The sequence below is a fragment of the Streptomyces aurantiaciflavus genome, from assembly GCF_049808595.1.
GTDB lineage: Bacteria > Actinomycetota > Actinomycetes > Streptomycetales > Streptomycetaceae > Streptomyces.
The window spans coordinates 112,858-137,064 of record NZ_JBNCAQ010000026.1 but is presented as its reverse complement, the minus strand read 5'-3'; the positions used below and the strand labels follow the sequence as shown (position 1 = coordinate 137,064).

The window sequence follows — 24,207 nt, the reverse complement described above, 5'->3', positions numbered from 1 at the left end:
AGTGGTCGCACTGGTAAGTCCTTCAGGGGTGCTCATGCTGCCAGCGCAACGGAGGCTTCTTCTTGGTGATCGGCGGTGTACCGGTCGAGCCTGGCGAGCAGATCGTCCAGGTCGGAGGTGGTGAACTTCCACTGGAACGGCTGTGCCGTGGCGTTGTAGCGGTCTTCGAACGCTCGGAGCCGGTCCTCGACTTCGGTCAGGTCGGTGAAGTCGTTGGGTGAGACGACCTTGCGCTGCACGACGGAGAAGTAGATCTCTACCTGGTTCAGCCAGGAGGCGTGCACTGGGGTGTGGACCAGCACCGCGTTCGGGAACGCGGCGGTCTGCCGGTCGGCGGCCTTCTTCCCACGGTGGGAGGAGCCGTTGTCCACGATCCAGAACACGCGCTTGGCACTGGCATAGGGCTCCTGGTTCATGACCCGGGTGACCAGGGCCATGAACGGGTCGATGCCGGTCCTGGGCTCAGTGCGGCCGAACACTGTCGCGTGGTGAACGTCGTAGGCGACCAGGTAGGACAGTGCGCCGCCGCGGCCATAGGTGTGGTTGACGCGCATCGCGCGGGCCTGGCCGGGGGCGAGGGTGGGGTGGCAGCGGCAGCGGGCCTGGATGGAGGTCTTCTCGTCGGCGCTGATGACGAACTCGTCCGCGCCGAGGGGTTCGCCGTTCCAGGTGCGGGCGTACAGGTCCAGAACGCGCTCGGCCTTGGGACGGAAGTCGGGGTCGGTGACAAAGATCCAAGAGCGGTGCTGCCAGGGCTTGAGTGCGTCCCGCGCGAGCCAGCGGCGCACGGTGGAGGCCGACAAGGAGGGCGCGATGCCGCGCTTTACGGCCTCGCGGGCCAGTTCGGGGGTGGTCCAGCGGGACAGTGGCGCGCCGGTCTCGGCGGGCAGCTGGCAGGCGAGGGCCTTGACCTGGGTAGCCTGCAGCGAGGTGAAGGTGGGCGGGCGTCCGGTGCGCTTACGGTCGGCCAAGCCGGGCATGCCCTGCTCAGCGAAGCGGCTCCGCCAAGTGCGCACGGTGTCTACGTGCACACCAACCCGCTCGGCTATCCGCGCGTTCGGCAGCCCGCGGGCCGCGTGCAGCACGATCTGTGCGCGCACCCGCAGCCGGTGCTCGGTCTTGTGGCCCCTGGCTGCCTTCTTCAACCGGTGCAGCTCGGTATCGGTCGGGGATATCGGGCGGGCGGTGGCAACGGGCATGGCAGGCAAGCCGATTTCCGGAGCCGCCCAGTCAACCTCGCAGGTCAGACAGGTCCTGGTCGCTGAGACTGAGATCGTTCGCGGCGAGGTTCTCCTCTAGGTGATCGAGTGAACCAGTGCCCGGAATCGCCAGCAGCGAGGGCGAGGTCGCCAGCAGCGAGGCGAGGTGCACCTGCGTGGCGGTCGCGCCCAGGCGAACTGCCACCTTGTCCAGCCGTTCGGTGTCCAGCGGACTGACACCACCGCCGAGCGGAAAGTACGGCACGTACGCGATACCCGCTTCCTCGCATTCCGCCAGCAGCCCCATGTCACCTGTGTGACGGTTCTGCACCGCCGCGACAGGCGCGATCTCCCGGGCCTCGGCGAACTGGAAGGCGTCGACGTTACTGACGCCCAGGTGCCGGATCAGCCCCTCCGCGCGGAGCTCGGCCAGCACCGCGAAGCGTTCGGCGATCGCCTCGCCGCCTGGCCCGGTCATCCCGCCCACCCGCAGATAGACCAGGTCGAGCCGGTCCAGCCCAAGAGAGCGCAGGTCCGCCTCGACCAAGCCGCGCAGCTGATCAGGCGTCGCCTGCCCACTGGGCACACCGTCTGGCGTGGGCAGTGGCCCGACCTTCGTCGCGATCACCAGATCGTCACGGTACGGGGACAGCGCCCTACGGATAAGCTCGTTGGCCCGCACCGTACCCCTGCGGTAGAAGTCGGCCGTGTCGATGTGGTTCACGCCCAGTTCCACGGAGCGCCTGAGCACCGCGATGCCGTTCTCAGGATCTCGTGGCGGGCCGTCAAAGGTGTTTGCTGCCAGGCGCATCGCGCCGAAGCCGAGCCGGTTGATGGTCAGGTCCCCGCCGAGGGAGAAGGTCTTGATCGTCATAAGGCTTATGGTGTCCACCGCCATGACGTCCCTGCGAGCTTGTGGCAGCTTGCTGCCAGACTTGAGGTATGCGGAACGAGCAGGTGTTCTCCGTCCGAGGGGACACAGAGCTGATCGAGCGTGCCGGCCATCTCTTCGAGTCCGCGCAGGCCGAGTTCCTGTGCGCCGCCCGAGACCTCAAGACCTTCTCGCAGCCACAGGCCAGGGCCGCGATCCGCAACCGGATGCGCGCTGCGCACTCCCCGGACTTCATCCCTCGCAAGCTGCTCAGCCCGGTCGCGCTCGCTGACGAGGAGGCCCGCGCGCATCTACGGCTGGTGCAGAACAAAGGAGCTCTCGTCCGGATCAGCGGCTCGCGACTGCCGCACGAGACCATCATCATCGACCGGCGGGTGATGATCCTCGCCGGCGCAGAGACCCCTACCGGCCGCGAATACACCGTGACGACGTCGCAGATCCTGGTCGACGGCGTCCACTCGCTGTTCCAAGCGATCTGGGACACCGCCGTCGGTCCCGACACGTATCTGCGGAAGAACATCCCCCACCTCGATGCTGACGGCCGCGTGATCCTCAAAGCCCTCGGTTCGGGACTCACCGACGAATCAGCCGCCAAACAGCTCGGCCTTTCGCTACGCACCTACCGGCGGCGCGTGGCCGAACTGATGGTCAAGCTAGAGGCCAACTCCCGCTTCCAGGCCGGGCTGCGCGCGGGTGAGCTGGGGCTACCCCGCTGAGACCATAGTCATCACACCCCTGCAGGGTCTGTACACCTGAGCACCTCGGTATACGTAAACAACCGTCGCGTCAACCCCCGAATAACTTCCGGAGCCGACCACTTAGGCTTGTTCCCGTGACCGAGATTGACGCAAAGATCGATGCTCTCGTCCCCGCCTGGCTCACCCTGCCCGACATCGCCGAACAGCTCGGCGTCGAGGTGACACGCGTCCGGCAGCTGGTCAAGGAGGGCCAGCTCATCGCCGTACGCCGTGGCGAGAACCGCGCGCTGCACGTCCCCGCCGCCTTCATCGACGGGGACAAGGTGGTCAAGGGCCTGTCCGGGACCCTGACGCTGCTGCGGGACGACGGCTTCTCCGACGAAGAGGCGCTGGAGTGGCTCTTCACCCCCGACCCGTCCCTGCCGGGGACCCCGGCGCAGGCCCTGAGCGAGAATCGCGGCACCGAGGTGAAACGCCGCGCCCAGGCGCTCGCCGTCTGACCGCGGAGTCCGATCCGCAGAGCACGACCCGCAGACTCGAACAACCGCCTGGTGTACGGCCCTGGCGCGCCCCGTGGCTCGCCACGGCCGTACACCACCGCCCCGGGGGGACCCACGTATGCCCGACACCGCCCGCGCCCGGCTCGCCGACGCGCGTCTCTACCTGTGCACGGACGCCCGTAAGCGCCAGGGCGACCTGGCGGAGTTCCTGGACGCGGTCCTCGCGGGCGGCGTCGACATCGTCCAGCTGCGGGACAAGGGCATGGAGGCGGCCGAGGAGCTGGAGCACCTGAAGGTGTTCGCCGACGCCTGTGCCCGGCACGGCAAGCTGCTGGCGGTCAACGACCGCGCGGACGTGGCGCACGCCGCCGGCTCCGACGTCCTCCATCTGGGCCAGGGCGACCTGCCCGTCCCCGCGGCCCGCGCCCTCCTCGGCGACGACGTGCTCATAGGCCGCTCCACACACGCGGAGGCGGAGGCGGCCGCCGCGGCCGTCCAGGAGGGCGTGGACTACTTCTGCACCGGCCCGTGCTGGCCCACCCCCACCAAGCCCGGCCGTCCCGCCCCCGGCCTCGGCCTGGTCCGTCACACCGCGGCCCTGGGCACCGACCGCCCCTGGTTCGCCATCGGCGGCATCGACCTGGCCAACCTCGACCAGGTGCTGGAGGCGGGCGCCCGCCGGATCGTGGTCGTCCGGGCGATCACCGAGGCGGACGACCCGGGCGCCGCGGCGGCGGAGTTCACCAAGCGTCTGAGCCAGAGCGTCTGAGGCGGAGCACCTGAGCTAGAGCGTCTGAGGCGGAGCACCTGAGCCAGAGCGTCTGAGCCAGGCGTGGGCCCCGGTTGGCCCGGTTGTCCAAGGGATGGACAACAAATCGACAATTCGGGCAAATATCCGAGATCCGGTTGGGCGACCGCCGCCCCCTGGTTAACCTGCGGGTATGGCCCTCGGAACCGCATCCACCAGGACCGACCGCGCCCGGACCGTGCGCGACATCCTGGCCACCGGCAAGACGACGTACTCGTTCGAGTTCTACGCGCCGAAGACCCCCAAGGGTGAGCGGAGTCTGTGGAACGCCCTCCGCAGGGTCGAGGCGGTGTCCCCGGACTTCGTCTCCGTGACGTACGGCGCCGGCGGTTCCACCCGGGCGACCACGGTCAAGGAGACGCAGCAGATCGTCGCCGACACCACCCTCACCCCGGTCGCCCACCTCACGGCCGTGGACCACTCCATCGCCGAGCTGCGCAACATCATCGGCCAGTACGCCGACGCCGGGATCCGCAACATGCTCGCGGTGCGCGGCGACCCGCCCGGCGACCCCATGGGCGAGTGGGTGCCGCACCCGCAGGGCCTGACCTACGCCGCCGAACTCGTCCGGCTCATCAAGGAGTCGGGCGACTTCTGCGTCGGCGTCGCGGCCTTCCCCGAGATGCACCCGCGCTCCGACGACTGGGACACGGACGTCACGCACTTCGTCGACAAGTGCCGGGCCGGCGCCGACTACGCCATCACCCAGATGTTCTTCCAGCCCGATTCCTATCTGCGCCTGCGCGACAAGGTGGCGGCGGCCGGCTGCGCGACCCCCGTCATCCCCGAGGTCCTGCCGGTGACGAGCGTGAAGATGCTGGAGCGGCTGCCCAGGCTCAGCAACGCCCACTTCCCGACCGAGCTGAAAGAGCGGATCCTCACAGCCAAAGACGATCCGGCCGCTGTACGCTCGATTGGCATCGACTTCGCCACGGAGTTCTGCGCTCGGCTGCTCGCCGAGGGAGTGCCCGGACTGCACTTCATCACGCTCAACAACTCCACGGCGACGCTGGAAATCTACGAGAACCTGGGCCTGCACCACCCGCCGCAGGCCTAGACCGGTCGCACCCACATACGACACACTGCGTAGCGGCCACTGGGAGAGGGGCGTACATGGGCTGGACGGTCCTCTACATCGCGTTTGGCATCGTCGCGTTGTGGCTACTCGGAGAGGTTCTGCTCCAGTACAAGGCACGGCTGCGCTGGCGCCTCCTGGCGTTCGTCGGCTTCCTCGGCGTCGTGCTGGGTGTGCTGATCCCGTCCGTCATCGTCATCGGTCTGGGCGCGATCGCCTTCGCGGTCGGCCAGACCTACGTCACGCTCTCGTTCCGCCGCGGCTTCGCGGCGGGCTGGGCCGTCAGCCGCCCCGGCGCCGACGGCGCCAAGCGCCGCCGCGGCAAGGCCGAGCGCCAGGACCCGACCCTCCAGGTCTCCGACCTGGAGGCGACCGACGCCGGCGGCGACCCCTACGGCCAGGACGCCGGCACGCCGTTCGGCGGCGACAGCGTGGCGTACGGCCAGGACAAGGGCTCCTACGACGACTACGACCGCGACGACGTCTTCACGCCCGCCGCGCGCGGCAACACCCCCACGGCCGCCGAGACCACCGCCGTCTACGAGCCCCAGCCCATGCCCGACGACACCGGCTCCTACGGCATATACAGCGACTCCGCCCACGCGGCCGCCGCCCAGCCCCAGGACCAGTACGCGACGGCCGCCCAGGGCGCGGACCAGGGCTACGGGTACGACGGCTACACCGGGTACGGCCAGCAGCAGTACGGCTACGACACCTCCGGCGAGCAGCAGTACGCCGCCTACTCCGACCCGTACATCGGCACCCAGACCTACGGCGGCGCCTCCTACGACGCCGGCTACGGGCAGCAGCAGTACGGGCAGCAGGGCTACGGGCACGACCAGTACGGCACCGGCACCTACGGGGAGACCCCGGCCGGCGGTGTCTGGGTCCCGCAGCAGCGCACCACCGACGATCCCCTCGGCGGCGAACTCCCCGCCGAGCAGCAGTACCCCTACCAGGGCGACGGACAGCAGGGGCAGGGGCAGGGGAACGGGTACGACGAGCAGTACCGGTTCTGAGGACCGCTCAGCGCCGGTGGCCGGGGCGGCCGGGTCTCACTGCGAGCCCCGGAACTCCGGCCCCTCCACGATCAGTCCGGACACCAGCGCGCCCGACATGCCCGCGTGGGGGAGCCCACCACCCGGGTGCGACCAGCCGCCCACGGTGAACAGCCCCCGCACACCGGTGGAGTTCGCCGGGTGCAGCAGCCGGCCCTCGGCCGCGGCCAGCGCGGGCGCCGGAACGGACCCGCCCCGCGCGCCGGTCTCCTCCGCGATGTCGGCCGGGGTGCGGACCTCGCGCCACAGGACGCGGTCGCGCAGCCCGGGCACGGCCCGCTCGGCGACCGAGACCAGCGCGTCCACGTGCTCGTCGTGTATCTCCGCCCCGGCGGGAACCACGGCGCTGAGGGTGACCGCCTCGTGGGCGGTGTCCGGCGCCAGGTCCGGATCGTCGGGCCGCAGGACGGTGACCGTCGGCCGCGCCGGCACCGCCGGTGCCGTACCGAAGAGGCTCTCCAGTTCGCCGTCACGGTCGTCCGTGTGCACCACCGTCCGGTGAGCGGCTCCCTCCGGACGCCCGCCGCGCAGGGCGAGCAGCACGGTCAGCCGACTGGGCAGACCCTGCCGGGGTACGACCTCGCCCTGGCCGCGCGGGGGAAGACCTGCGGCGCTGCCCGGGGCGACCACGAAGTCCGCCTCCGCCACCCTGCCCCCGGCCAGCTCCACACCCACCGCCCGGCCGTCCTTCTCCAGGATCCGGGTGACCTCGGCGCCGAAGCCGAACTCGACCCGGCGGGCCAGGCACCGCTCGTACACCGCGCGGGCCAGCTCCCGCATCCCCCCGCGCACGTACCACATGCCGAAGGCGTGCTCCATGTACGGCAGCACGGCCGCGCTCGCGGGGGCGACGCGGGGATCCAGGCCGTACGCGAGCGCGTGGCTCTCCAGGAGCGCGGCGAGGCGCGCGTCGCGCAGTTCCCAGGCGCCGACCTCGGCGAGCGTGCCGGCCCTCCGGGTGCGCAGCAGGCGCTTGTGCGGGACCGACGGGTAGGGCTCGCGCTCGGCCAGCACCGACCAGTTCGCCCACAGGGGCTCCTCCAGGAGCGGCCGGCGGGTGCGGTCCCAGGCCTCGCGGGCCCGGACCAGGAAGTCGCCCCAGCGCTTCCCGGCGCCCGCCCCGAGCGTCTCCTCCAGGGCGGAGACGACTCCCGCCCGCGAGGCGTTCGGCAGAGACACCTCGCTGCCGTCCGCGAACACATGCCGCGCCGACGGATCGACCTGGACGAGCTCGACACAGGCCTCCAGAGGCTCCTTGCCGGTCTTGACGAACAGATCCCGCCAGACCGCGGGCAGGGGCAGCAGACCGGGCCCGGTGTCGAAGGAGAACCCGTCCCGCTCGAAGCGGCGCACCGCACCGCCGTACGTCTCCGTACGCTCGTACACCGCCACCCGGTGGCCCGCGACGGCCAGCCGGGCGGCGGCCGCCAGCGCGCCCATCCCGGCGCCGATCACCGCAATCCGTGCCATGCCTGCGACTTTATCGGCCGCCACCGACAGTGACCCCGTGAGCCCTCGGCGGGGGCCTGACCGGCGGCGAATCCGCGAGACGGGGAAGCCGGGAACCCCCGGACCCGCCGTGCGAGGGAGTACGGGCCCGGACGCGATCGGCACCAGGCGGCCGCGCGGCGCCCTGGAGTTGAGTACGCACGTCTGAGTACGCGTACCTAGGCGATGAGATGAGTACGCGCGCGGATGGGGGGCGACCTGCGCGAACGGGAGAGTGGAGGCACGGGAAGGGGCGCGGCACCGGCACCGCCGACACGGGGCGGCGGAACGGGGCCGCCCTCGACCGCTCCTTCCGCCGGCCCGGTCGGCGGAAGCGAGGCACGGGGGGACCCGGGGGAACGACCGAACGGGGGAGCAACGGGGAGGGAAACGGGGGACGGGGGATCGGGGGGATCGGGGGAGCACGAGGAAGCGCCGGTTCGCGGTGGCCCACGGGGGACGTGGCCACGACGGACCGGCGCTTTCGTGTACGCGCGCGTGGCGGGGCGGTTTCGCCGGCCCCGTGCACGCGCGCGTGGAGGGGACCGGGTTCAGGCCCGGCCGCTCACCCGCCCCTGCAACAGCCGCGACAGCGCCGCGTGGACGTCGTCCAGGGACCGTTCCGGCTGGAAGGCCTGCCAGTCCAGGGCGGCCACCAGGACCATGCCGACCAGCGCGGCCGCCGTCAGCGGCACGTCGATCTCGTCGCTGAACTCGCCGCCCTCGATGCCCTCGCGCAGCACGCCCTCGACGACGGCCACCGCCTCCTGCCGGACCACCATGAGCGTGGACTGCCAGGCCCGGTTGGTGCGCCACAGCTCGGCCACGTAGAGCTGCGTGAACGCCGGATAGCGGTCGATGAAGAGGAGACCCGCGCGGATCATCGCGTCCAGGGCGTCGACCCGGCTGCCGCCCTCCCGCGCCGTGTTCTCCGCCGCCTCCCGCAGGGAGGCGGTGAGCAGGCCCACGCCGTGCCGCAACAGCTCCTCGAAGAGAACCGACTTGCTCGCGAAGTTGTAGTAGACCGTGCCCTTCGCGACGCCGGCCCGCTCGGCGATCTCGTCCACCGTGGTGGCGGAGAAGCCCTGCTCGGCTATGAGGGTGACGGCCGCCTCGTAGAGCTTCTGCCGGGTGGCCTCGCGGCGGGTGCGGCCGCCGGGCGTGGTGGTGCTTTCCATGCCCCTGATTGTCACAGGAACCCGGCTCTCCCGATCCCGCGATCGCGTGCTCACAGGCTCAGCTCCGGGTGCAGCCGGTCGAGCGTCCACACCTGGCGGCGGCGCGCGGACAGGGCGGTCAGCGCGAGAGCGCCCGCGGTGAAGGCGATCAGCACCATGCACGCGTGCCACACCGGTTGCAGACCGCCGCCCGTGATGAGCCTGCGGAGCGCCTCGACGACGTAACTCATCGGCAGGTAAGGGTGGATGGCGTTGAAGAAGCCGGGGCTTGTCTGCACGGGGTAGGTGCCGCCCGCGGACGTCAGCTGAAGCATCAGCAGGGCGAGGACGAGGATCCGGCCCGCCGCGCCGAAGCGCGCGTTGAGCCACTGCACGAGCGCCGCGAAGCAGGCCGTCACCAGGAACAGGAAGCCGACCGTCCCGGCCGCCCGCGCCATCTCCAGGCCGACCGCCCAGTGCAGCACCGCCATCAGGGCCGTCGTCTGCAGCACGCCGACCGCCACCACCGGCAGCCAGCCCGCCAGCGCGATCCGCCACGCCGGGGCGCCCACGGCCAGCGCGCGCCGGTTCAGCGGCGTGATCAGCATGTAGGCCACCATCGCGCCCACCCACAGCGACAGCGGGATGAAGTACGGGGCGAAGCCGGTGCCGTAGTTGGGGGCCTTGTGCAGGTCCTTGGCGGCGAGCTGTACGGGGTCCGCCATGACGGCCGTGCGCGCGTCGCGGTCCTGCTGGTCGTAGTCGGGGATCTGCTCGGCGCCGTCGTGCAGACCGCCGGCGAGCTTCACGGAACCGTCGACCAGCTTGTACATACCGCCGTTGAGGTCCTCGGCGCCCGTCTTGAGCTTGCCGACGCCCTTGTCGAGGTCGCCGGCCCCCGTCTTGGCGGTGCCGAGGCTCGTGTGCAGCTTCTTGGCGCCGGCGGCGACCTTGGCGGCCCCCTTGTTCAGCGCGTTGATCCTGGACACGGCGTCATCGACGTCCTCGGAGAGGTGCGGGGCCCGGTCGGCGAGCGCCTGGGCCTGCTTCTGGAGCGTGCCGAGGTTCGCGCGGAGCGTCTTCAGGTCGCCGTCCTGGTCCGCGACGATCGTGTTGACGTCGTCGGCGACCAGCGCCACGTCGGCTGCCGCGTCCCGCGCCTTCCTCAGGTCGGCGCAGGCGGCGTCGGGCAGCACCGGCGTCTCGCAGCGCGTCCTGTAGACGCCGGCCAGCGTGTCCGAGGCGGTGTGCGCGCCCTTGGCGGCGACGGGCGCCGTCTTCACCAGGGTGGCGAGGTGGCCGCGGATCACCTTGGCGGAGTCGGCGACCAGTTGGGCGGTGTCCCCGATGGTCTTCTCGTTGTCCTCCAGGAAGGGCCCCACCTTGCCGGCGACCCCGTTGACCTTGTCGGCGAGCGCCTTGGTGCCGTCCGCGACCTTCTGCGAGCCGTCCTCCAGGTTCCCGGCGCCCTTGTTGAGCTTGTCGAGTCCCTTGGAGAGCTTGCCGCTGCCCTCCTTGGCGTCCTTCAGCCCGTCGGCGAGGTCCTGGGAGCCCTTCTCGGCCTTCCCGATGCCGCCCTTGAGCTTGTCCGCCCCGTCGGCGGCCTCCACCGTCCTGCCGTGGATGTCGGAGAACGAGATGAAGATCCTGTCCAGGAAGGAGCGCGACGCCTTGGTCGACGCGGCGGTGCGCACCTCGCTGAAGACGGTCCGTGAGATCTGCCCGACGATGTAGTTGTTCGCGTCGTTCGTCCGCACCTGGAGGGCGCTCGTCTCGGGCGAGTCGCCCGAACTGGAGGCGATCCGCGCGCTGAAGTCGGCCGGCATGGTCAGCGACAGGTAGTACGTCCCGTCCTCCACGCCCGCGCGTGCCTGCGCGGCACTCACCTCGTGCCAGTCGAAGACCTCGCTGTCGCGCAGCCCTTGGGCGATGTCGTCCCCGGCGGCGATCCGCTTCCCGTCGGCGGTCGCCCCCTTGTCGTCGTTCACCAGCGCCACGGGGATGCGGTCGAGCCGGCCGTACGGGTCCCAGAAGGACCACAGGTACAGGGCGCCGTAGAGCAGGGGCAGCAGCAGGAGCGCGACCAGGGCGGCCCGGGGGAGCTTCCCCCGGCCGAAGCGGCGCAGCTCAAGCGCGGCCAGTTCCGGCGAGCGCATCAGCCGTCTCCTCCTCGTCGTTCTCGCCGCTCGGGCGGGTGGTCACGGTGACGGCGCCCTCCGGGGCCTCGCCGCACACCGCGACGACGGTCGTCCCGGCCTCGGTGAGGGAGGCGAACAGGGCCCGTACCTCGGCGCGTTCGGCCTCGGACAGCTTCAGGTCGGCGTCGTCGACCCCGAGCAGCCTCGGCCGCCCGACGAGGGCCAGCGCCACGGACAACCGCAGCGCCTGAAGCCGCTCCAGGTCCCGTACGGCGGTCCGCGCCCCCTTGGGCAGGGCCTCCCGGTCGAGCCCGGCCGCGGCCAGCGCGGCGTCCACGCGCAGCTTCGTCCGGTCGGACTTCTCCGCGCGCGGCCGCAGCAGCTCCCGTACCGAGCCGCCGAACCGCCGCTCCAGCAGGGCCCGTTCGCGCAGGTGCTCGCCGACGGTCAGGGCCGGGTCGAGATCGGTGACGCCGGCGACGTGGGCCAGGGCGCTGATCCGGCGGACCGCCGCCGACTGTTTCGGCAGGCGTGCCGTGCCCACGGTCGCCGTGCCCTGCGTGGCCTTCATCCGGCCGGTGAGGGCGAGCAGCAGACTCGTCCGGCCGGATCCGGACGGTCCCTCGATCGCGATCAGCGAGCCCGGCTCCGCGTCGAGGCCGACGCCCCGGAACACCCACCCGCGAGGGCCCCGGAGCCCGAAGCCCTCGGCTGTGACACCGACTCCGTCCACAGCTCCCCCTGTCTTCCTGAGCACCGCATGAATTTGAACTGACTGGTCAGTGCAAAAACTAACCCGAACCTTCGACCGAAGCAAAAGACCAGGTCAGAACGGATTGTCAGTGGCATACCGCACGATGGGCACATACGGCGTCCCCTGCCAGGGCATGCCGTCACACAGACGACAGGAGGTTCGTCATGGCCAGCTACCACGCAGCAGCCGCCCGCCGGCGCCGCGCCACCGGCCCTGCCCCCTCGCTGACCGGCCCGGCGAGCGACGTGCACCCCGTGCTGCGCCGGACCACGGCCCCGCCCGCCGCCCTCGACCTGCTCGCCCAGGCCCGCGCCGGACTGGACGAGGCAACCGTCCTCGAAACCCCCAACGAGCGGTACGCCACGGCCCATCTGGCGGCCCTGCGCACCGCCGCCGCCGTACTCGCCGCGCGAGGCCGGCCGGAGACCTCGCCCCGACGCCGGGCCCGCATCAGGAGCGCCTGGGAAGTGCTCCCCGAGATCGCGCCCGAACTCACCGAGTGGAGCGCGCTGTTCGCCTCCGGAGCCCGGCGCCGGGCCCGGGCCGAGGCCGGCATCCAGGGCGCGGCCAGCCGCCGGGACGCCGACGACCTGATACGCGACGTGGCGATGTTCGTCCGCCTCGTCGAGCGGATGCTGGTCCTCCAGCCCGTCCTGCCCCAGCCGCGCCAGGAAGGCGAGGATCCGGACGGACCCGGTGCGGGGCGGGACATGCCGGACGCGGGCTGAGGAGGGACGCGCGCCGGGGCGCGGACCGGCGGGCGCGTCCTCGACACCGGGGGCGGCAGCGGCAGGGGTCCGGGCCGGGCGAGGCCTCACCCGGGCGCCGGACCCTTCCACCCGTGCCCACCGCGGGGGCCAGGTCCCCACCGGAGGCAATAGGGTGGAAGACGCCTGAAGCCTTCCCTCCTCCCGCAGCCGGGCCGGGGAGGCAGCCCGTTCGCTCCGCCGTGCAAGAGGCGGTGCCGCGCCGAGGAGTCAACTGCCGTGTCGGACCCGATGCGCCCTCCGGTCTCCCACCACCGTCCTCACACCGCGTCGCTACGCTCCGACCCTTCCCGGCCCCGCGCCGCTCTCCGTACCGCCGTGGTCTGGGAGGTCCTCCAGGACGCCCTCGACCGCCGGGTCAAGGCCACGGGCCGTGAGTCACTCGACGTCCTCGACACCGGGGGCGGCAGCGGCAACTTCGCGGTGCCCGTCGCCCGCCTCGGACACCGGGTCACCGTCGTCGACCCCAGCCCCAACGCGCTGTTCGCCCTGGAGCGCCGGGCCGCCGAGGCCGGCGTCGCCGACCGGGTGCAGGGCGTCCAGGGCGACGCCCACGGCCTCTTCGACGTCGTCGAGCGCGGCGGCTACGACGCCGTGCTGTGCCACGGCGTCCTGGAGTACGTCGACGACCCCGCCGAGGGCGTCCGCAACGCGGTGGCCGCACTGCGCTCGGAGGGTGTCCTCAGCCTGCTCGCCGCCGGCCTCGGCGGAGCCGTCCTCGCGCGCGCCCTCGCCGGCCACTTCACGGAGGCCCGGCAGGCCCTCACCGACCCGGACGGCCGCTGGGGCGAGGGCGATCCCGTGCCCCACCGCTTCACCGCCCAGCAACTCACCGACCTGGTCGAGGGCGCCGGCCTGAGGGTCGGCGCCGTCCACGGCGTGCGGGTCTTCGCCGACCTCGTCCCCGGCGTGCTCGTCGACACCGAGCCCGGCGCCCTGGAGGCCCTGCTGAAGCTGGAGGAGGCCGCCGCCGAACTGCCCGCCTTCCACTCCGTGGCGACGCAGCTTCATGTGCTCGGTGAGACGCCGGGAGCGGACGGGGCCTGAGCCCCCTGCCGGGGCGTGCCGCTGATCAGCGGCTCGGCTGCACATGGAGTACGCCACAGGCCCCCCGTTCGGGCGCAGTGCGCCGTATGATCGAGGGAGACCGCCCGGCATGACGGGTCGGCCGCCGGGGAATGGACTCCCCAGCGGACCGGGACGTCCATGACGGGCTCCGGTTGGCCAATTGGCGTAGAGGGGCGGGTTTCACGGGGGCGATTCCCTGCCTATCCTGAAGGGACCCCCCGGGTCGCCCCGGCGACTGCACGATGAGGAGGACTCCGTGCCGCTCTCGGAGCACGAGCAGCGCATGCTCGAGCAGATGGAGCGAGCGCTGTACGCCGAAGATCCCAAGTTCGCGTCGGCGCTTGAGGGAAGCGGGCTGCGTACGTACACCCGGCGGCGGGTCTACCAGGCAGTCGCGGGCTTCCTCGTGGGTATCGCGCTCCTCATGGCCGGTATGGTCGCCAAACAGGTCTGGCTCAGCGTGGTGGGCTTCCTCGTCATGCTGGGGTGCGCGGTTCTCGCCGTGACCGGCTGGCGCAAGGCTCCCAAGCCGGGTGAACAGCCGACGGGTGCAGCGCCGCACGCTCGCGGTCAGGGACGGCCGAAGCGCTCCATGATGGACCGCATCGAGCAGCGCTGGCAGCGCCGCCGGGACGAGCAGGGTGGCCACGGCCACTGACCTCGTCACCGGCTGCCGACCAGGAGCCGCGTACTGACGTTCTGAGGGGGTGACCACCCACCGGGGGTCACCCCCTCACCCTTGCGCCCACACCGCCGACCCGGCCCGCACGGCGACAGGACACCCGGTCCGGCAACGGACCACAGCGTTCGGCCCCCGTCCCCGGAGATCTCTCTCCCGGGACGGGGGCCCAACGCTGTCCTTACCGGCTCAGCCGCCCTCCTGCCCGGTGGACGGCGACGGGCGGCGCACCAGGGTCGCCAGGCGGGCCGCCCAGGCGGCCTTGAGAGCCGTCCAGCGGTCGGTGAGGTCCCAGACCGCGCGGATGGCCGAACGCGGTGCGACGACCGCCCGCAGCCGGGTGCGCCGGCCGGCCCGCTCGCGCAGGGCGGCCCGCACCTTCCGCACCTCGTCGGCCAGCCCGGCCTCGGCCCGCGGCTGCGGGGCGTACAGCACCTGCTCCACGGCGCCCGCCACCCGATGCACCGACCGGGCCACCGGCTCCTCCAGCTCACCGAGCCGGACGACCCGCGCGGCAGCCCGCCGGGGTGTGAGCGCCTCGTCGGGGACGATGCCGTAGTCCCAGGCCGTGTCCGTGAGCTCACGCCAGACCGCCAGGACGTGCCCGACGGCCGCCTCCGTGACCTCGTGCGCCGGCACGTCCACGACCACCGTGCCCGCGTCGGCCTCCGACCGACCGTCGCCGCCGTCCTTGCGCGGCCCCGGGCCCGCCCCGGCCGGCGCGGACCCGGCGTGCTGGCCCGACGCCAGCCGCACCGAGCGCCGTCTCAGCCGCCACAGCATCGGCAGCAGGGGCAGGACCAGCGCCGCCGCCCCCAGCAGCGACCATCCGGCGATCTTGTACCAGGCCGTGCCACCGCCGCCCTGCTCCGGACCGTCCAGCGGCAGCGCGCTGGCGCAGCCCTCGAGCTTCTTGTCCGCCGCCGAGCAGCTCGTGCTGGCCGACGGCTCGCTCGACGGCGCGGCGTTCGCCGAACGCGAGGCCTGCGGCAGGTCGGGGAGGGCGTCGCCCGAGGACTCCGGCACCGTGTACGAGGGCGTCGTACCCCGGGTCGGGGTCGGCTCGAAGCGGGTCCAGCCCACACCCTCGAAGTACAGCTCCGGCCAGGCGTGCGCGTCCTTCAGCCCCACCGACACCGAACCGTCCGCCTGCGGGGAACCGGGCGCGAAGCCCACCGCGACCCGGGCCGGTATGCCGAGCGTGCGGGCCATCGCCGCCATCGCGAACGAGAAGTGGACGCAGAAGCCCTGCTTGTCCCGCAGGAAGCGGGCGATCGCGTCCTTGCCGGTGCCGACCTCGACGTCGGTGTCGTACTCGAAGCCACCCGTCACCGCGAAGTAGTCCTGGAGCTTGACCGCCCGCTCGTAGTCGTTCGTCGCGCCCGCGGTCACCTCGCGGGCCGTACGCGCGACCACCGCCGGCAGCGAGTCCGGCACCTCGGTGTAGTCGCTCTTCAGCGAGCCGGGCGCCTCGGGCGCCGAGGCCAGCTGCTGCGCCGTCGGCCGCACCTCGAGGCTGTTCACCTCGTACGTCTTGCCGCGGGTGTTCTGGCCGTGGTCGCCGACCAGGGTCATGCCGACCGGCTCGTACCGCCAGTTGCCGCTGATCTTCACGCTGCTCGGCGGGTACGGCATCGGCAGCCAGTCCTGGGCGTACCAGTCGGCGGCCGAGACACGGGTCGTGATCTGCGTGCGCCGGACCTGCGCGCCCAGGCCGGCCGGCGTGGGCAACTCGTCGGGCACGGCGACGATGTTCCGCTTCGCCGGCTTCCACGTGGTGCCGTCGAAGTCGTCCAGGGAGACGATCCGCAGGTACAGGTCGGACAGGTCGGTGGTGCTGGTGCGCAGGGTCAGGACCGTGCGGTCCTCGTCCACGTTCAGGCTGTCGCGCAGTGACACCAGCGGGTTGACCGCGGAGATCGTGCCCCCGCTGCCGTTGCCCGCGCCCACTCCGGTGCCGGCGCCGTCCAGCAGGCCGCCGTCGATCGCGGGCAGCGGCAGCAGCGGCACCACCAGGGCCACGCCCAGGGCGACCGCGCCGATGCGCCGCCCCGTGCGCACCGGGGCCACCGGGCCGACCGGCCCGCCCGGGCCGCGCGGGGCGCCGCCGAAGACGCGGCCCCACTGCGACAGCCGCTCGCGGCCCTCGGCGAGGAGCAGCATCAGGTATCCGGCGGCGGCGACCAGGAACCACAGCCAGTCGGCGGCTCCGTCGGACAGGCCCGCGGCGATCGAGTACAGCGCGAGCAGCGGCAGACCGGCCGGGGCCGCGTTGCGGAAGGTCACCGCGAGGGTGTCCACCAGCAGGCCGATCAGCAGCACACCGCCGACCATCATCAGCCGGATGCCCTCGGACAGCGGCGCCGGTATCGCGTACCGCCCCACGTCGTCCGAGCCCGCCTGGAGCAGGTCGGCGAGGTGTCGGAAGGCCTCCGGGCCGGGGATCAGCCCGACCAGGGCCTGCTCCCGGGCGAAGACCAGGGTCAGCAGCACCAGCGTGACCAGGGCCTGCGCCAGCACGGTCAGCGGCCGGGCCAGCGGAACCCTTCGGGCGACCGCGCCCACCCCGGACTGGACCGCCAGCAGGAACGCCGCCTGGAGGAACCAGGTCGCCGGGTCCACCAGAGGGAGCAGGGCGCACGAGGCCATCAGCGTGGCCGCCGCCGAGCACAGCGTCAGCCGGGCCCGTCCGCTCATGATCCCGCCTCCCTTCCGCTCGTCCCGCCCGCCGTCACGACGCCTGAGCGCTCATGGTCCGCCTGGCGCCACAGGTCGCCCAGCGAAGCGCCCCGCGGCACGCTCAGGGCCGTCCAGCCCGCCTCCCGCAGCATCCGCAGCCGCTCCTCCGTGCTGTTCATCGGTCCGGGCACGTCGTTCGGTTCACGCCCCCAGCTGTCGCCGTCCATCAGGAAGGCGACCGCGCCGCCGCTGCGCTGGCGCATCTTCGCGGCGACCGCGGCCTGCTCCTCGTCGAGGTCGCCGAGAAACGCCACCAGCAGCCCCTCGTTGCCGCCGCGCAGCACGTCGTAGGCCCGGGACAGGCCGGCGCCGTCGGAGTGGTCGATCACCGCGAGGGTGTCCATCATCAGCCCGGCCGCGTCCGCGGACTCCTGGTTGGCCCCGGCGAACCCGTCGGCGCCCTCGCCGGGCACCGAGTTGCCGGTGTCCGTCAGCAGCCGCACGGAGAAACCCCGCTCCAGCATGTGCACCAGCACGGAGGCGGCGCCCGAGACCGCCCACTCGAAGGCCGAGTCGGGGCCGGCCCCGGCGTAGGCGAGGCCACGGGTGTCGAGGAACACCGTGCAGCGCGCACGCTGGGGCTGCTCCTCGCGGCGCACCATCAGCTCGCCGTAACGGGCCGTGGAGCGCCAGTGCACGCGGCGCAGGTCGTCGCCGTAGCGGTACCCGCGCGGGATCACGTCGTCCTCGCCGGCCAGCGCCAGCGAGCGCTGCCGCCCGTCGCCGTACCCCTTCGCCTCGCCGCTCAGCCGGACCGGCGGCAAGGCCTCCACGCGCGGGATCACCGTCAGCGTGTCGTACGTCGAGAAGGAGCGGCTCAGCTCGCACATGCCGAACGGGTCGTTCAGCCGGAGCTGGAGGGGGCCCAGCGGGTAGCGGCCGCGCAGGTCGGAGCGGACCCGGTAGGACACCTCGCGGCGGCCGCCCGCCTCGACCCGGTCCAGGACGAAGCGGGGGCGCGGGCCGAGCACGTAGGGCACCCGGTCCTGGAGCATCAGCAGGCCCGTGGGCAGCCGCGAGACGTTGTCCATCCGCAGATGGACGCGGGCCTCGCTGCCGGCGGGCACGCGCGCGGGGGAGAGCCGGCGGCTGCCGGCGACCCGGTACCGGGTGCGGTAGACGACGGCCGCGCAGACCAGCGGCAGCGCCGCCAGCAGCAGCCCCACCCGCAGCAGGTCGGGCTGCCCGAGGACGTACGCGCAGATGGCGGCCGCGACGCCGGCCGCCAGGAAGGAACGGCCGCGGGTGGTGAGGCCGGCCAGAGCGGTGCGGGCGCCGCTCTTCTCGCCGCGGCCGGTCTCCGCCTGCCCGGTCCCCCCGGCGGTCGTCATCACAGGCTCCGCGGCGGCTGCTCGCCGTAGGCCTGCGCACCGGCGCCCACGCCGTAGGCGCGCTGCTGGGGCGCCGCGGGCACCGGGGTGCGCTGGAGGATCTCCTCGACGACCTGCTCCGCCGTACGGCGGTTGAGCTGGGCCTGCGCGGTGGGCAGCAGGCGGTGGGCCAGAACGGCCACGGCGAGGTTCTGCACGTCGTCCGGCAGCGCGTAGTCCCGGCCGCCGAGAGCGGCGGAGGCCTTCGCCGCGCGCAGCAGATGCAGCGTCGCGCGCGGGGAGGCGCCGAGTCTGAGGTCGGGGTGGGTGCGTGTGGCGGCGACCAGGTCGACCGCGTACCGCCGGACCGCGTCGGCCACATGGACACCGCGGACGGCGTCTATCAGCTTCACGATCTCGTGCGCGTGCGCCACCGGCTGGAGGTCGTCCAGGGGACTCACCCCGCCGTGGACGTCGAGCATCTGCAGCTCGGCCTCGGGGCTGGGGTAGCCGATGGAGACGCGGGCCATGAAGCGGTCGCGCTGGGCCTCCGGCAGCGGGTAGGTGCCCTCCATCTCGACCGGGTTCTGCGTGGCCACCACCATGAAGGGACTGGGCAGCTCGTACGTCTGCCCGTCGATGGTGACCTGACGCTCCTCCAGGGACTCCAGCAGCGCGGACTGCGTCTTCGGCGAGGCACGGTTGATCTCGTCGCCGATCACGATCTGCGCGAAGATCGCGCCCGGCTTGAACTCGAAGTCCCGGCGCTGCTGGTCCCATATGGACACACCGGTGATGTCCGACGGCAGCAGGTCGGGCGTGAACTGGATACGCCGCACCGAACAGTCGATGGACCGCGCCAGCGCCTTCGCCAGCATCGTCTTGCCCACGCCGGGGACATCCTCGATCAGAAGATGCCCCTCGGCGAGCAGCACGGTCAGCGAAAGCCGTACGACCTCGGGCTTGCCCTCGATCACTCCTTCCACCGAACTGCGGACACGCTCCACAGTGGCGGTCAGATCAGTGAGGTTCGCTCGATCGTCATAGGTCGTCACCCGGCCCTCCTCGGCCCGTTCTTACGGGCCGACGCCTGCTCTGCGGACCGGCCCACCCCGAAACACGGGCACCACGCGTGGAAAGTTCCGCGTGACGCCACTCCCGCATTCTTGCCGCCGTTACCGTTTCGTGTCACTCGCCTGTGGACAACTGACAGCGATATGTCAGCTCTTAAGACGGTTGGACCGGATCGATCTCGCGCAGCAGACCCGTCTTCACGTCGAAGACGAAGCCCCGCACGTCGTCGGTGTGCAGCAGGAACGGCGAGGTGCGCACCCTCTGCATCGACTGACGTACGTCCTGGTCGACGTCCCGGAAGGCCTCCACGGCCCAGGCGGGACGCTGACCCACCTCCATCTCCAGTTCGGTACGGAATTCCTCCGTGATCGTCTCAAGGCCGCAGCCGGTGTGGTGAATCAGGACGATGCTTCGGGTACCCAGCTTGCGCTGGCTGATGGTGAGCGAGCGGATCACGTCGTCGGTGACCACACCGCCCGCGTTGCGGATCGTGTGACAGTCGCCGAGCTGCAGACCGAGCGCGGCGTGCAGGTCGAGACGGGCGTCCATGCAGGCCACGACCGCGACGTGCAGGACGGGGCGGGCGTCCATGCCCGGATCGGTGAACTCGGCGGCATATCGCTCGTTCGCCTCGACGAGACGGTCGGTCACGGCGCCGCCGCGTATGGCGCCTGCGGACTCGGTGGGTACGGATGCGGAGGTCGTCATACCCATGACAGTACTGGTCACCGCCGTTGCGGTCCTGTTGTGAGATGGGAAAAAGAGCGTCATCACGCTGAGCTTGTGAGGTAAGCCACAGGGGTGAGAGCCGGTTACCCGAGCGGGTGATTTTCGCCGGTTCGGCGCTTCACGCCCGCGCCGGGTCGCGACGCGCAGGCCGGTTGATTGACCGCGACAGAGGGTGGACTAAAGTGACGCGAAGCGGGAGACGGCGGTCTCCCTGCTGCATTCCCTGTGAGATCCCGGCGCGGCAGCCGGAGATCTCCCCGCGTGCGCGGCGCGTACGTACGGCTCGGCCTCCTCCCGCTCCCGGTCGGCTGACGCTTCCGGCGCCGGCAGACCTCCCCTTCCCGAGCGGGCGGGGACCCGGCGGTGCGTACGGCCCGCCGGATCTGAGAGGGCCCGCAGTCAAATGGGGCGCGAAGCGCATTCGAACGAGGATGGTGGCGGGCGACTGGTGGGGCAGAGTCGACACGTCCCGGTGATGCTCCAGCGGTGCCTGGGCCTGTTGGCCCCCGCCCTCCAGCGGCCCGGATCCGTCGTCGTCGACTGCACGCTCGGCCTCGGCGGGCACAGCGAGGCCCTCCTCACTCGGTTCCCCGAGGCCCGGCTCGTCGCCCTCGACCGCGACAAGGAGGCCCTGCGCCTGTCCGGCGAGCGCCTCGCCCCCTTCGGCGAGCGCGCCACCCTCGTCCACGCGGTCTACGACGAGCTGCCCACCGTCCTCGAACGGCTCGGCATCGCGCGCGTGCAGGGCGTCCTGTTCGACCTCGGCGTCTCCTCCATGCAGCTCGACGAGGCCGACCGCGGCTTCGCCTACGCCCAGGACGCCCCGCTCGACATGCGCATGGACCAGACGACCGGCATCAGCGCCGCCGAGGTCCTCAACACCTACCCGGCGGGCGAACTGGTGCGCATCCTGCGGGCGTACGGCGAGGAGAAGCAGGCCAAGCGGATCGTCTCGGCGATCGTGCGCGAGCGGGAGAAGGAGCCGTTCACCAACAGCGCCCGGCTCGTCGAACTGATCCGCGGCGCGCTTCCGCAGGCCGCCAAGCGCACCGGCGGCAACCCGGCCAAGCGCACCTTCCAGGCCCTGCGCATCGAGGTCAACGGCGAACTCGCCGTCCTGGAACGGGCGATCCCGGCCGCGGTGAAGGCCCTCGACGTCGGCGGCCGGATCGCCGTGCTGTCGTACCACTCGCTGGAGGACCGGCTCGTCAAGCAGGTGTTCGCGGCCGGCGCCGCCATCACCGCGCCGCCCGGGCTGCCGGTCGTGCCCGAGCGCTACCAGCCCCGCCTCAAGCTGCTCACGCGCGGTGCCGAACTTCCCACCGACGAAGAGATCGCCGAGAACCGGCGGGCCGCGCCGGCACGGCTGCGGGGGGCCGAGCGCATCAGGGAGGCCATCGAGTGAGCGGAGTGCGGCGGGCGCGCCGGGAGGGCACCCCGGCCCAGTGGGTTCAGGACTCCGACCCAGGGGAGGGCGAGTGAGCAGGAAACCCCAACTGAGGGGCAGGGCCGCCCGCCTCGCGCGTCTCTTTCCGACCGGCCCGCGCCAGGCCGCCCGCACCCCGTTCGTCCTCCTTGTCGTCCTCCTCCTCGGCGGCGGCCTCATCGGCCTGCTCGTGCTGAACTCCGCGCTCAGCGAGGGCTCGTTCAAGATGGACGACCTCCAGAAGGACACCAAGAACCTCACCGACGAGGAGCAGGCGCTCCAGCGGGACATCGACTCCTACTCCGCCCCCGACGCCCTCCAGCGCCGCGCCCGCGAACTCGGCATGGTCCCCGGCGGCGACCCGGCCTTCCTCAACCCCGACGGCACCGTGAAGGGCGTTCCCTCGCCCGCCGCCCAGCGGTCCACTGCGGACACCCCGACGCTCGTACAGCCGCCCGAGGCCATCGCCACCGGCCTGCCCCCGGCGACCGTCCCGAACGCCTCGCCCAGCACCCCGTACCCGGCGCCGCCCGTCCCGGGCGTCTCCCCGACCGCAGCCATCCCGACGACTCCCGGCAGGTGACGGAAGTGTCCGACAGGGAACCGCCGCGCCGGCGCGTGCCCGGCCCCGCCCGGCCCTCCCGCCCGGCTTCCGGACGGCGGCGCCCCGGCCCCGGCGCCCGTCCGGCCCGCCGTCCGGCCGCGCCCCGCCCCGCCGCCCCCCGCGCCATCCGGCTCGGCAGTCCCCGCCCCCGGCTGCGCATGGTCGGCCTCGCGCTCACCCTGGTCCTGCTCGCGTTCGTCGTCCGTCTGCTCCAGGTGCAGGCCGTCGACGCCGGCACCTACGCCGCCAAGGCCGAGCAGAACCGCTACGTCGGCCAGGTGCTGGCCGCCGAGCGCGGCGAGATCACCGACCGTGCCGGCGTGGCCCTCGCGACCAGCGAGGACGCCTACGACATCACGGCCGACCCGACGATGTTCGGCTACGAGCAGCTGAAGATCGAGGACGGCCCCGAGCAGGCCGCCGCCCTCCTCGCGCCGATCCTCGGCCAGGAGCAGGCCGATCTCGTCAGGAAGCTGCGGCCCAAGGACCCGACGGCGCGCTACGCCAAGCTGGCCGGCCGGCAGACCCCGCAGGTCTGGAAGCAGATCAGGGACCTGAAGTCCGCGCTCTCCACGAAGGCCGAGAAGGACAGCACCACGGTCAACGTCCTCGCCGGCGTCTTCTCCGTCCCCAGCAGCAAGCGCGTGTACCCCAACGGCGAACTCGCCGCCGGGATACTGGGCTGGGTCAACGCCGAGGGCGAGGGCGGCGGCGGGGTCGAGCAGCAGCTGAACAGCACGCTGGCCGGCAAGGACGGCAAGATCCGCTACGCCCAGTCCGGCGGCCGTCAGGTGCCCACCGTGGGCTCCACCGAGACGCCCGCCGTGCCCGGCTCCGACGTCGAGATGACGATCGACCGCGACATCCAGTGGGCCGCCCAGAACGCCATCACCGAGCAGGTGGAGAAGTCCAAGGCGGACCGCGGCTACGTCGTCGTCCAGGACACCCGCACCGGCGAGATCCTCGCCATGGCCAACTCACCCGGCTTCGACCCCAACAACCTCGCGAAGGCGAACCCCCAGGCCCTGGGCAACGCGGCCCTCCAGGACGCCTACGAGCCCGGCTCCACCGCCAAGGTCATGTCGATGGCCGCCGTCCTGCAGGAGAACGCCGCCACGCCGCTGACGCACGTCACCGTGCCCAACCGGCTGCACCGCGGCGACCGGCTGTTCCAGGACGACATCGACCACCCGACCTGGTACCTCACGCTCAACGGCGTGCTCGCCAAGTCCAGCAACATCGGCACGATCCTGGCCACCGGGCAGCTCGGCAGGACCCAGACCGAGGCCAACCGGGTCCTCTACTCCTACCTGCGCAAGTTCGGCATCGGCAGCCCCACCGGGCTCGGCTTCCCCGGCGAGACCAAGGGCATCCTGGCGCCGCCGGACAAGTGGTCGACCTCGCAGCAGTACACGATTCCTTTCGGCCAGGGCGTGTCCATCAACGCGGTCCAGGCGGCCTCCGTCTACTCGACGATCGCCAACGGCGGCGTCCGCGTCGAGCCGACCCTGGTGCGCGGCACCAAGGGACCCGACGGACGCTTCACGCCCGCCCCCGCCCCCGAGAAGACGCGGGTGGTCAGCCAGAAGACGGCCAGGACCCTCGCCCAGATGCTGGAGTCGGTCGTGGACGACCAGGAGGGCACCGGCACCAAGGCGCGCATCCCCGGCTACCGCGTGGCGGGCAAGACCGGCACCGCGAACCGCGTGGATCCGGCCACCGGCAAGTACCGCGGCTACACCTCGTCCTTCGCCGGTTTCGCACCGGCCGACAAGCCCCGCGTCACCGTCTACTGCGCGATCCAGAACGCCACCAAGGGCAGCTACTTCGGCGGCCAGATCTGCGGCCCCGTCTTCAAGCAGGTCATGGAGTTCGCCCTGAAGACCCTGCAGGTCCCTCCGACCGGGGCGAAGCCCGCGAACCTCCCGGTCTCCTTCACCCCGTGAGCCACCAGCCCGACCGTGTTCAGCGCCGAACCAGCCAGGAAACCAGCCCGTGACCATGATCACTCCCGATCCCGGGAACCACGCCCCGCGCGAGGCCC

General features: G+C 72.1%; 21 protein-coding genes. 11 read left to right on the top strand and 10 right to left on the bottom strand.

Annotated elements, in window-relative coordinates; translation table 11 throughout:
• Positions 1 to 32 precede the first annotated feature (32 nt).
• Positions 33 to 1,199, bottom strand: coding sequence for an IS630 family transposase (locus ACPT94_RS28555; RefSeq protein ID WP_425247161.1), 1,167 nt, complete (start codon positions 1,197 to 1,199; stop codon positions 33 to 35).
• A 31-nt stretch (positions 1,200 to 1,230) separates the two neighbouring features.
• Entirely contained in the window at positions 1,231 to 2,073 is an 843-nt protein-coding gene (locus ACPT94_RS28550; protein WP_360348910.1) for an oxidoreductase, read from the bottom strand.
• Between the two features lie 68 nt (positions 2,074 to 2,141).
• Here ACPT94_RS28550 and ACPT94_RS28545 point away from each other — a divergent pair, with 68 nt between their 5' ends.
• The 5 genes from ACPT94_RS28545 (at position 2,142) to ACPT94_RS28525 (ending at position 6,191) form a co-directional block, all read left to right on the top strand.
• Positions 2,142 to 2,807 (top strand): DNA-binding response regulator, encoded by a 666-nt coding sequence (locus ACPT94_RS28545; protein ID WP_425247160.1) that lies wholly within the window; start codon positions 2,142 to 2,144, stop codon positions 2,805 to 2,807.
• A 116-nt stretch (positions 2,808 to 2,923) separates the two neighbouring features.
• On the top strand, positions 2,924 to 3,289 hold the full coding sequence (locus tag ACPT94_RS28540; RefSeq protein ID WP_360349224.1) for an Rv2175c family DNA-binding protein: 366 nt from the start codon (positions 2,924 to 2,926) through the stop codon (positions 3,287 to 3,289).
• Between the two features lie 118 nt (positions 3,290 to 3,407).
• On the top strand, positions 3,408 to 4,058 hold the full coding sequence (thiE, locus tag ACPT94_RS28535) for a thiamine phosphate synthase (RefSeq protein ID WP_425247159.1): 651 nt from the start codon (positions 3,408 to 3,410) through the stop codon (positions 4,056 to 4,058).
• A 172-nt stretch (positions 4,059 to 4,230) separates the two neighbouring features.
• Positions 4,231 to 5,154 carry a methylenetetrahydrofolate reductase [NAD(P)H] gene (gene metF / locus ACPT94_RS28530; protein WP_360349230.1) on the top strand — a complete coding sequence of 308 codons (924 nt, stop codon included), beginning with the start codon at positions 4,231 to 4,233 and terminating at the stop codon, positions 5,152 to 5,154.
• 56 nt (positions 5,155 to 5,210) lie between these two features.
• Positions 5,211 to 6,191, top strand: a complete 981-nt coding sequence (locus ACPT94_RS28525) for an SCO2102 family sporulation regulator (RefSeq protein ID WP_425247158.1) — start codon at positions 5,211 to 5,213, stop codon at positions 6,189 to 6,191.
• Between the two features lie 36 nt (positions 6,192 to 6,227).
• Here ACPT94_RS28525 and ACPT94_RS28520 read toward each other — a convergent pair whose 3' ends face one another.
• The 4 genes from ACPT94_RS28520 to ACPT94_RS28505 all read right to left on the bottom strand — a co-directional run bounded on the left by ACPT94_RS28520 (position 6,228) and on the right by ACPT94_RS28505 (position 11,746).
• A complete protein-coding gene (locus ACPT94_RS28520; RefSeq protein WP_360349236.1) occupies positions 6,228 to 7,700 on the bottom strand; it encodes a phytoene desaturase family protein in 1,473 nt (490 codons plus the stop codon).
• 569 nt (positions 7,701 to 8,269) lie between these two features.
• Entirely contained in the window at positions 8,270 to 8,896 is a 627-nt protein-coding gene (locus ACPT94_RS28515) for a TetR/AcrR family transcriptional regulator (RefSeq protein WP_360349239.1), read from the bottom strand.
• A 50-nt stretch (positions 8,897 to 8,946) separates the two neighbouring features.
• Complete coding sequence (locus ACPT94_RS28510) at positions 8,947 to 11,031, bottom strand: YhgE/Pip family protein (protein ID WP_425247157.1); 2,085 nt, start codon at positions 11,029 to 11,031, stop codon at positions 8,947 to 8,949.
• Entirely contained in the window at positions 11,003 to 11,746 is a 744-nt protein-coding gene (locus ACPT94_RS28505) for an ATP-binding cassette domain-containing protein (protein ID WP_360349245.1), read from the bottom strand. Before ACPT94_RS28505 ends, ACPT94_RS28510 begins: the two co-directional genes overlap by 29 nt.
• A 185-nt stretch (positions 11,747 to 11,931) precedes the next feature.
• Here ACPT94_RS28505 and ACPT94_RS28500 point away from each other — a divergent pair, with 185 nt between their 5' ends.
• From ACPT94_RS28500 to ACPT94_RS28490, 3 genes are all read left to right on the top strand, one after another.
• Positions 11,932 to 12,495 (top strand): SAV_6107 family HEPN domain-containing protein, encoded by a 564-nt coding sequence (locus tag ACPT94_RS28500; RefSeq protein ID WP_425247156.1) that lies wholly within the window; start codon positions 11,932 to 11,934, stop codon positions 12,493 to 12,495.
• 258 nt (positions 12,496 to 12,753) lie between these two features.
• Positions 12,754 to 13,581: a methyltransferase gene (locus ACPT94_RS28495; protein ID WP_425247155.1), complete on the top strand. Its 828-nt coding sequence runs from the start codon at positions 12,754 to 12,756 to the stop codon at positions 13,579 to 13,581.
• Positions 13,582 to 13,858: 277 nt separating this feature from the next.
• Positions 13,859 to 14,260 carry an SCO2097 family morphological protein gene (locus ACPT94_RS28490; RefSeq protein ID WP_360349253.1) on the top strand — a complete coding sequence of 134 codons (402 nt, stop codon included), beginning with the start codon at positions 13,859 to 13,861 and terminating at the stop codon, positions 14,258 to 14,260.
• 210 nt (positions 14,261 to 14,470) lie between these two features.
• On the opposite strand, the gene ACPT94_RS28485 is transcribed toward ACPT94_RS28490, so the two are convergent.
• The 4 genes from ACPT94_RS28485 to ACPT94_RS28470 all read right to left on the bottom strand — a co-directional run bounded on the left by ACPT94_RS28485 (position 14,471) and on the right by ACPT94_RS28470 (position 20,175).
• Positions 14,471 to 16,978 (bottom strand): transglutaminase TgpA family protein, encoded by a 2,508-nt coding sequence (locus ACPT94_RS28485; RefSeq protein WP_425247154.1) that lies wholly within the window; start codon positions 16,976 to 16,978, stop codon positions 14,471 to 14,473.
• Entirely contained in the window at positions 16,975 to 18,351 is a 1,377-nt protein-coding gene (locus ACPT94_RS28480) for a DUF58 domain-containing protein (RefSeq protein WP_360349258.1), read from the bottom strand. Before ACPT94_RS28480 ends, ACPT94_RS28485 begins: the two co-directional genes overlap by 4 nt.
• On the bottom strand, positions 18,351 to 19,385 hold the full coding sequence (locus ACPT94_RS28475; protein ID WP_360349261.1) for an AAA family ATPase: 1,035 nt from the start codon (positions 19,383 to 19,385) through the stop codon (positions 18,351 to 18,353). Before ACPT94_RS28475 ends, ACPT94_RS28480 begins: the two co-directional genes overlap by 1 nt.
• Positions 19,386 to 19,557: 172 nt before the next feature.
• Positions 19,558 to 20,175, bottom strand: a complete 618-nt coding sequence (locus tag ACPT94_RS28470; RefSeq protein ID WP_425247153.1) for a beta-class carbonic anhydrase — start codon at positions 20,173 to 20,175, stop codon at positions 19,558 to 19,560.
• Between the two features lie 406 nt (positions 20,176 to 20,581).
• Here ACPT94_RS28470 and rsmH point away from each other — a divergent pair, with 406 nt between their 5' ends.
• The 3 genes from rsmH (at position 20,582) to ACPT94_RS28455 (ending at position 24,109) form a co-directional block, all read left to right on the top strand.
• A complete protein-coding gene (gene rsmH / locus ACPT94_RS28465) occupies positions 20,582 to 21,538 on the top strand; it encodes a 16S rRNA (cytosine(1402)-N(4))-methyltransferase RsmH (RefSeq protein WP_425247152.1) in 957 nt (318 codons plus the stop codon).
• Between the two features lie 73 nt (positions 21,539 to 21,611).
• On the top strand, positions 21,612 to 22,142 hold the full coding sequence (ftsL, locus tag ACPT94_RS28460; protein WP_360349269.1) for a cell division protein FtsL: 531 nt from the start codon (positions 21,612 to 21,614) through the stop codon (positions 22,140 to 22,142).
• A 5-nt stretch (positions 22,143 to 22,147) separates the two neighbouring features.
• Positions 22,148 to 24,109 (top strand): peptidoglycan D,D-transpeptidase FtsI family protein, encoded by a 1,962-nt coding sequence (locus tag ACPT94_RS28455; RefSeq protein WP_360349272.1) that lies wholly within the window; start codon positions 22,148 to 22,150, stop codon positions 24,107 to 24,109.
• The last annotated feature ends 98 nt before the right edge of the window (positions 24,110 to 24,207 follow it).

What these genes read in the sequence shown, in the direction of transcription:
- ACPT94_RS28555 (WP_425247161.1), bottom strand. Translation starts at nt 1,199, where the DNA reads ATGCCCGTTGCCACCGCCCGCCCGATATCCCCGACCGATACCGAGCTG.
- ACPT94_RS28550 (WP_360348910.1), bottom strand. Translation starts at nt 2,073, where the DNA reads ATGACGATCAAGACCTTCTCCCTCGGCGGGGACCTGACCATCAACCGG.
- ACPT94_RS28545 (WP_425247160.1), top strand. Translation starts at nt 2,142, where the DNA reads ATGCGGAACGAGCAGGTGTTCTCCGTCCGAGGGGACACAGAGCTGATC.
- thiE (WP_425247159.1), top strand. Translation starts at nt 3,408, where the DNA reads ATGCCCGACACCGCCCGCGCCCGGCTCGCCGACGCGCGTCTCTACCTG.
- metF (WP_360349230.1), top strand. Translation starts at nt 4,231, where the DNA reads ATGGCCCTCGGAACCGCATCCACCAGGACCGACCGCGCCCGGACCGTG.
- ACPT94_RS28525 (WP_425247158.1), top strand. Translation starts at nt 5,211, where the DNA reads ATGGGCTGGACGGTCCTCTACATCGCGTTTGGCATCGTCGCGTTGTGG.
- ACPT94_RS28520 (WP_360349236.1), bottom strand. Translation starts at nt 7,700, where the DNA reads ATGGCACGGATTGCGGTGATCGGCGCCGGGATGGGCGCGCTGGCGGCC.
- ACPT94_RS28515 (WP_360349239.1), bottom strand. Translation starts at nt 8,896, where the DNA reads ATGGAAAGCACCACCACGCCCGGCGGCCGCACCCGCCGCGAGGCCACC.
- ACPT94_RS28510 (WP_425247157.1), bottom strand. Translation starts at nt 11,031, where the DNA reads ATGCGCTCGCCGGAACTGGCCGCGCTTGAGCTGCGCCGCTTCGGCCGG.
- ACPT94_RS28500 (WP_425247156.1), top strand. Translation starts at nt 11,932, where the DNA reads ATGGCCAGCTACCACGCAGCAGCCGCCCGCCGGCGCCGCGCCACCGGC.
- ACPT94_RS28485 (WP_425247154.1), bottom strand. Translation starts at nt 16,978, where the DNA reads ATGAGCGGACGGGCCCGGCTGACGCTGTGCTCGGCGGCGGCCACGCTG.
- ACPT94_RS28480 (WP_360349258.1), bottom strand. Translation starts at nt 18,351, where the DNA reads ATGACGACCGCCGGGGGGACCGGGCAGGCGGAGACCGGCCGCGGCGAG.
- ACPT94_RS28470 (WP_425247153.1), bottom strand. Translation starts at nt 20,175, where the DNA reads ATGACGCTCTTTTTCCCATCTCACAACAGGACCGCAACGGCGGTGACC.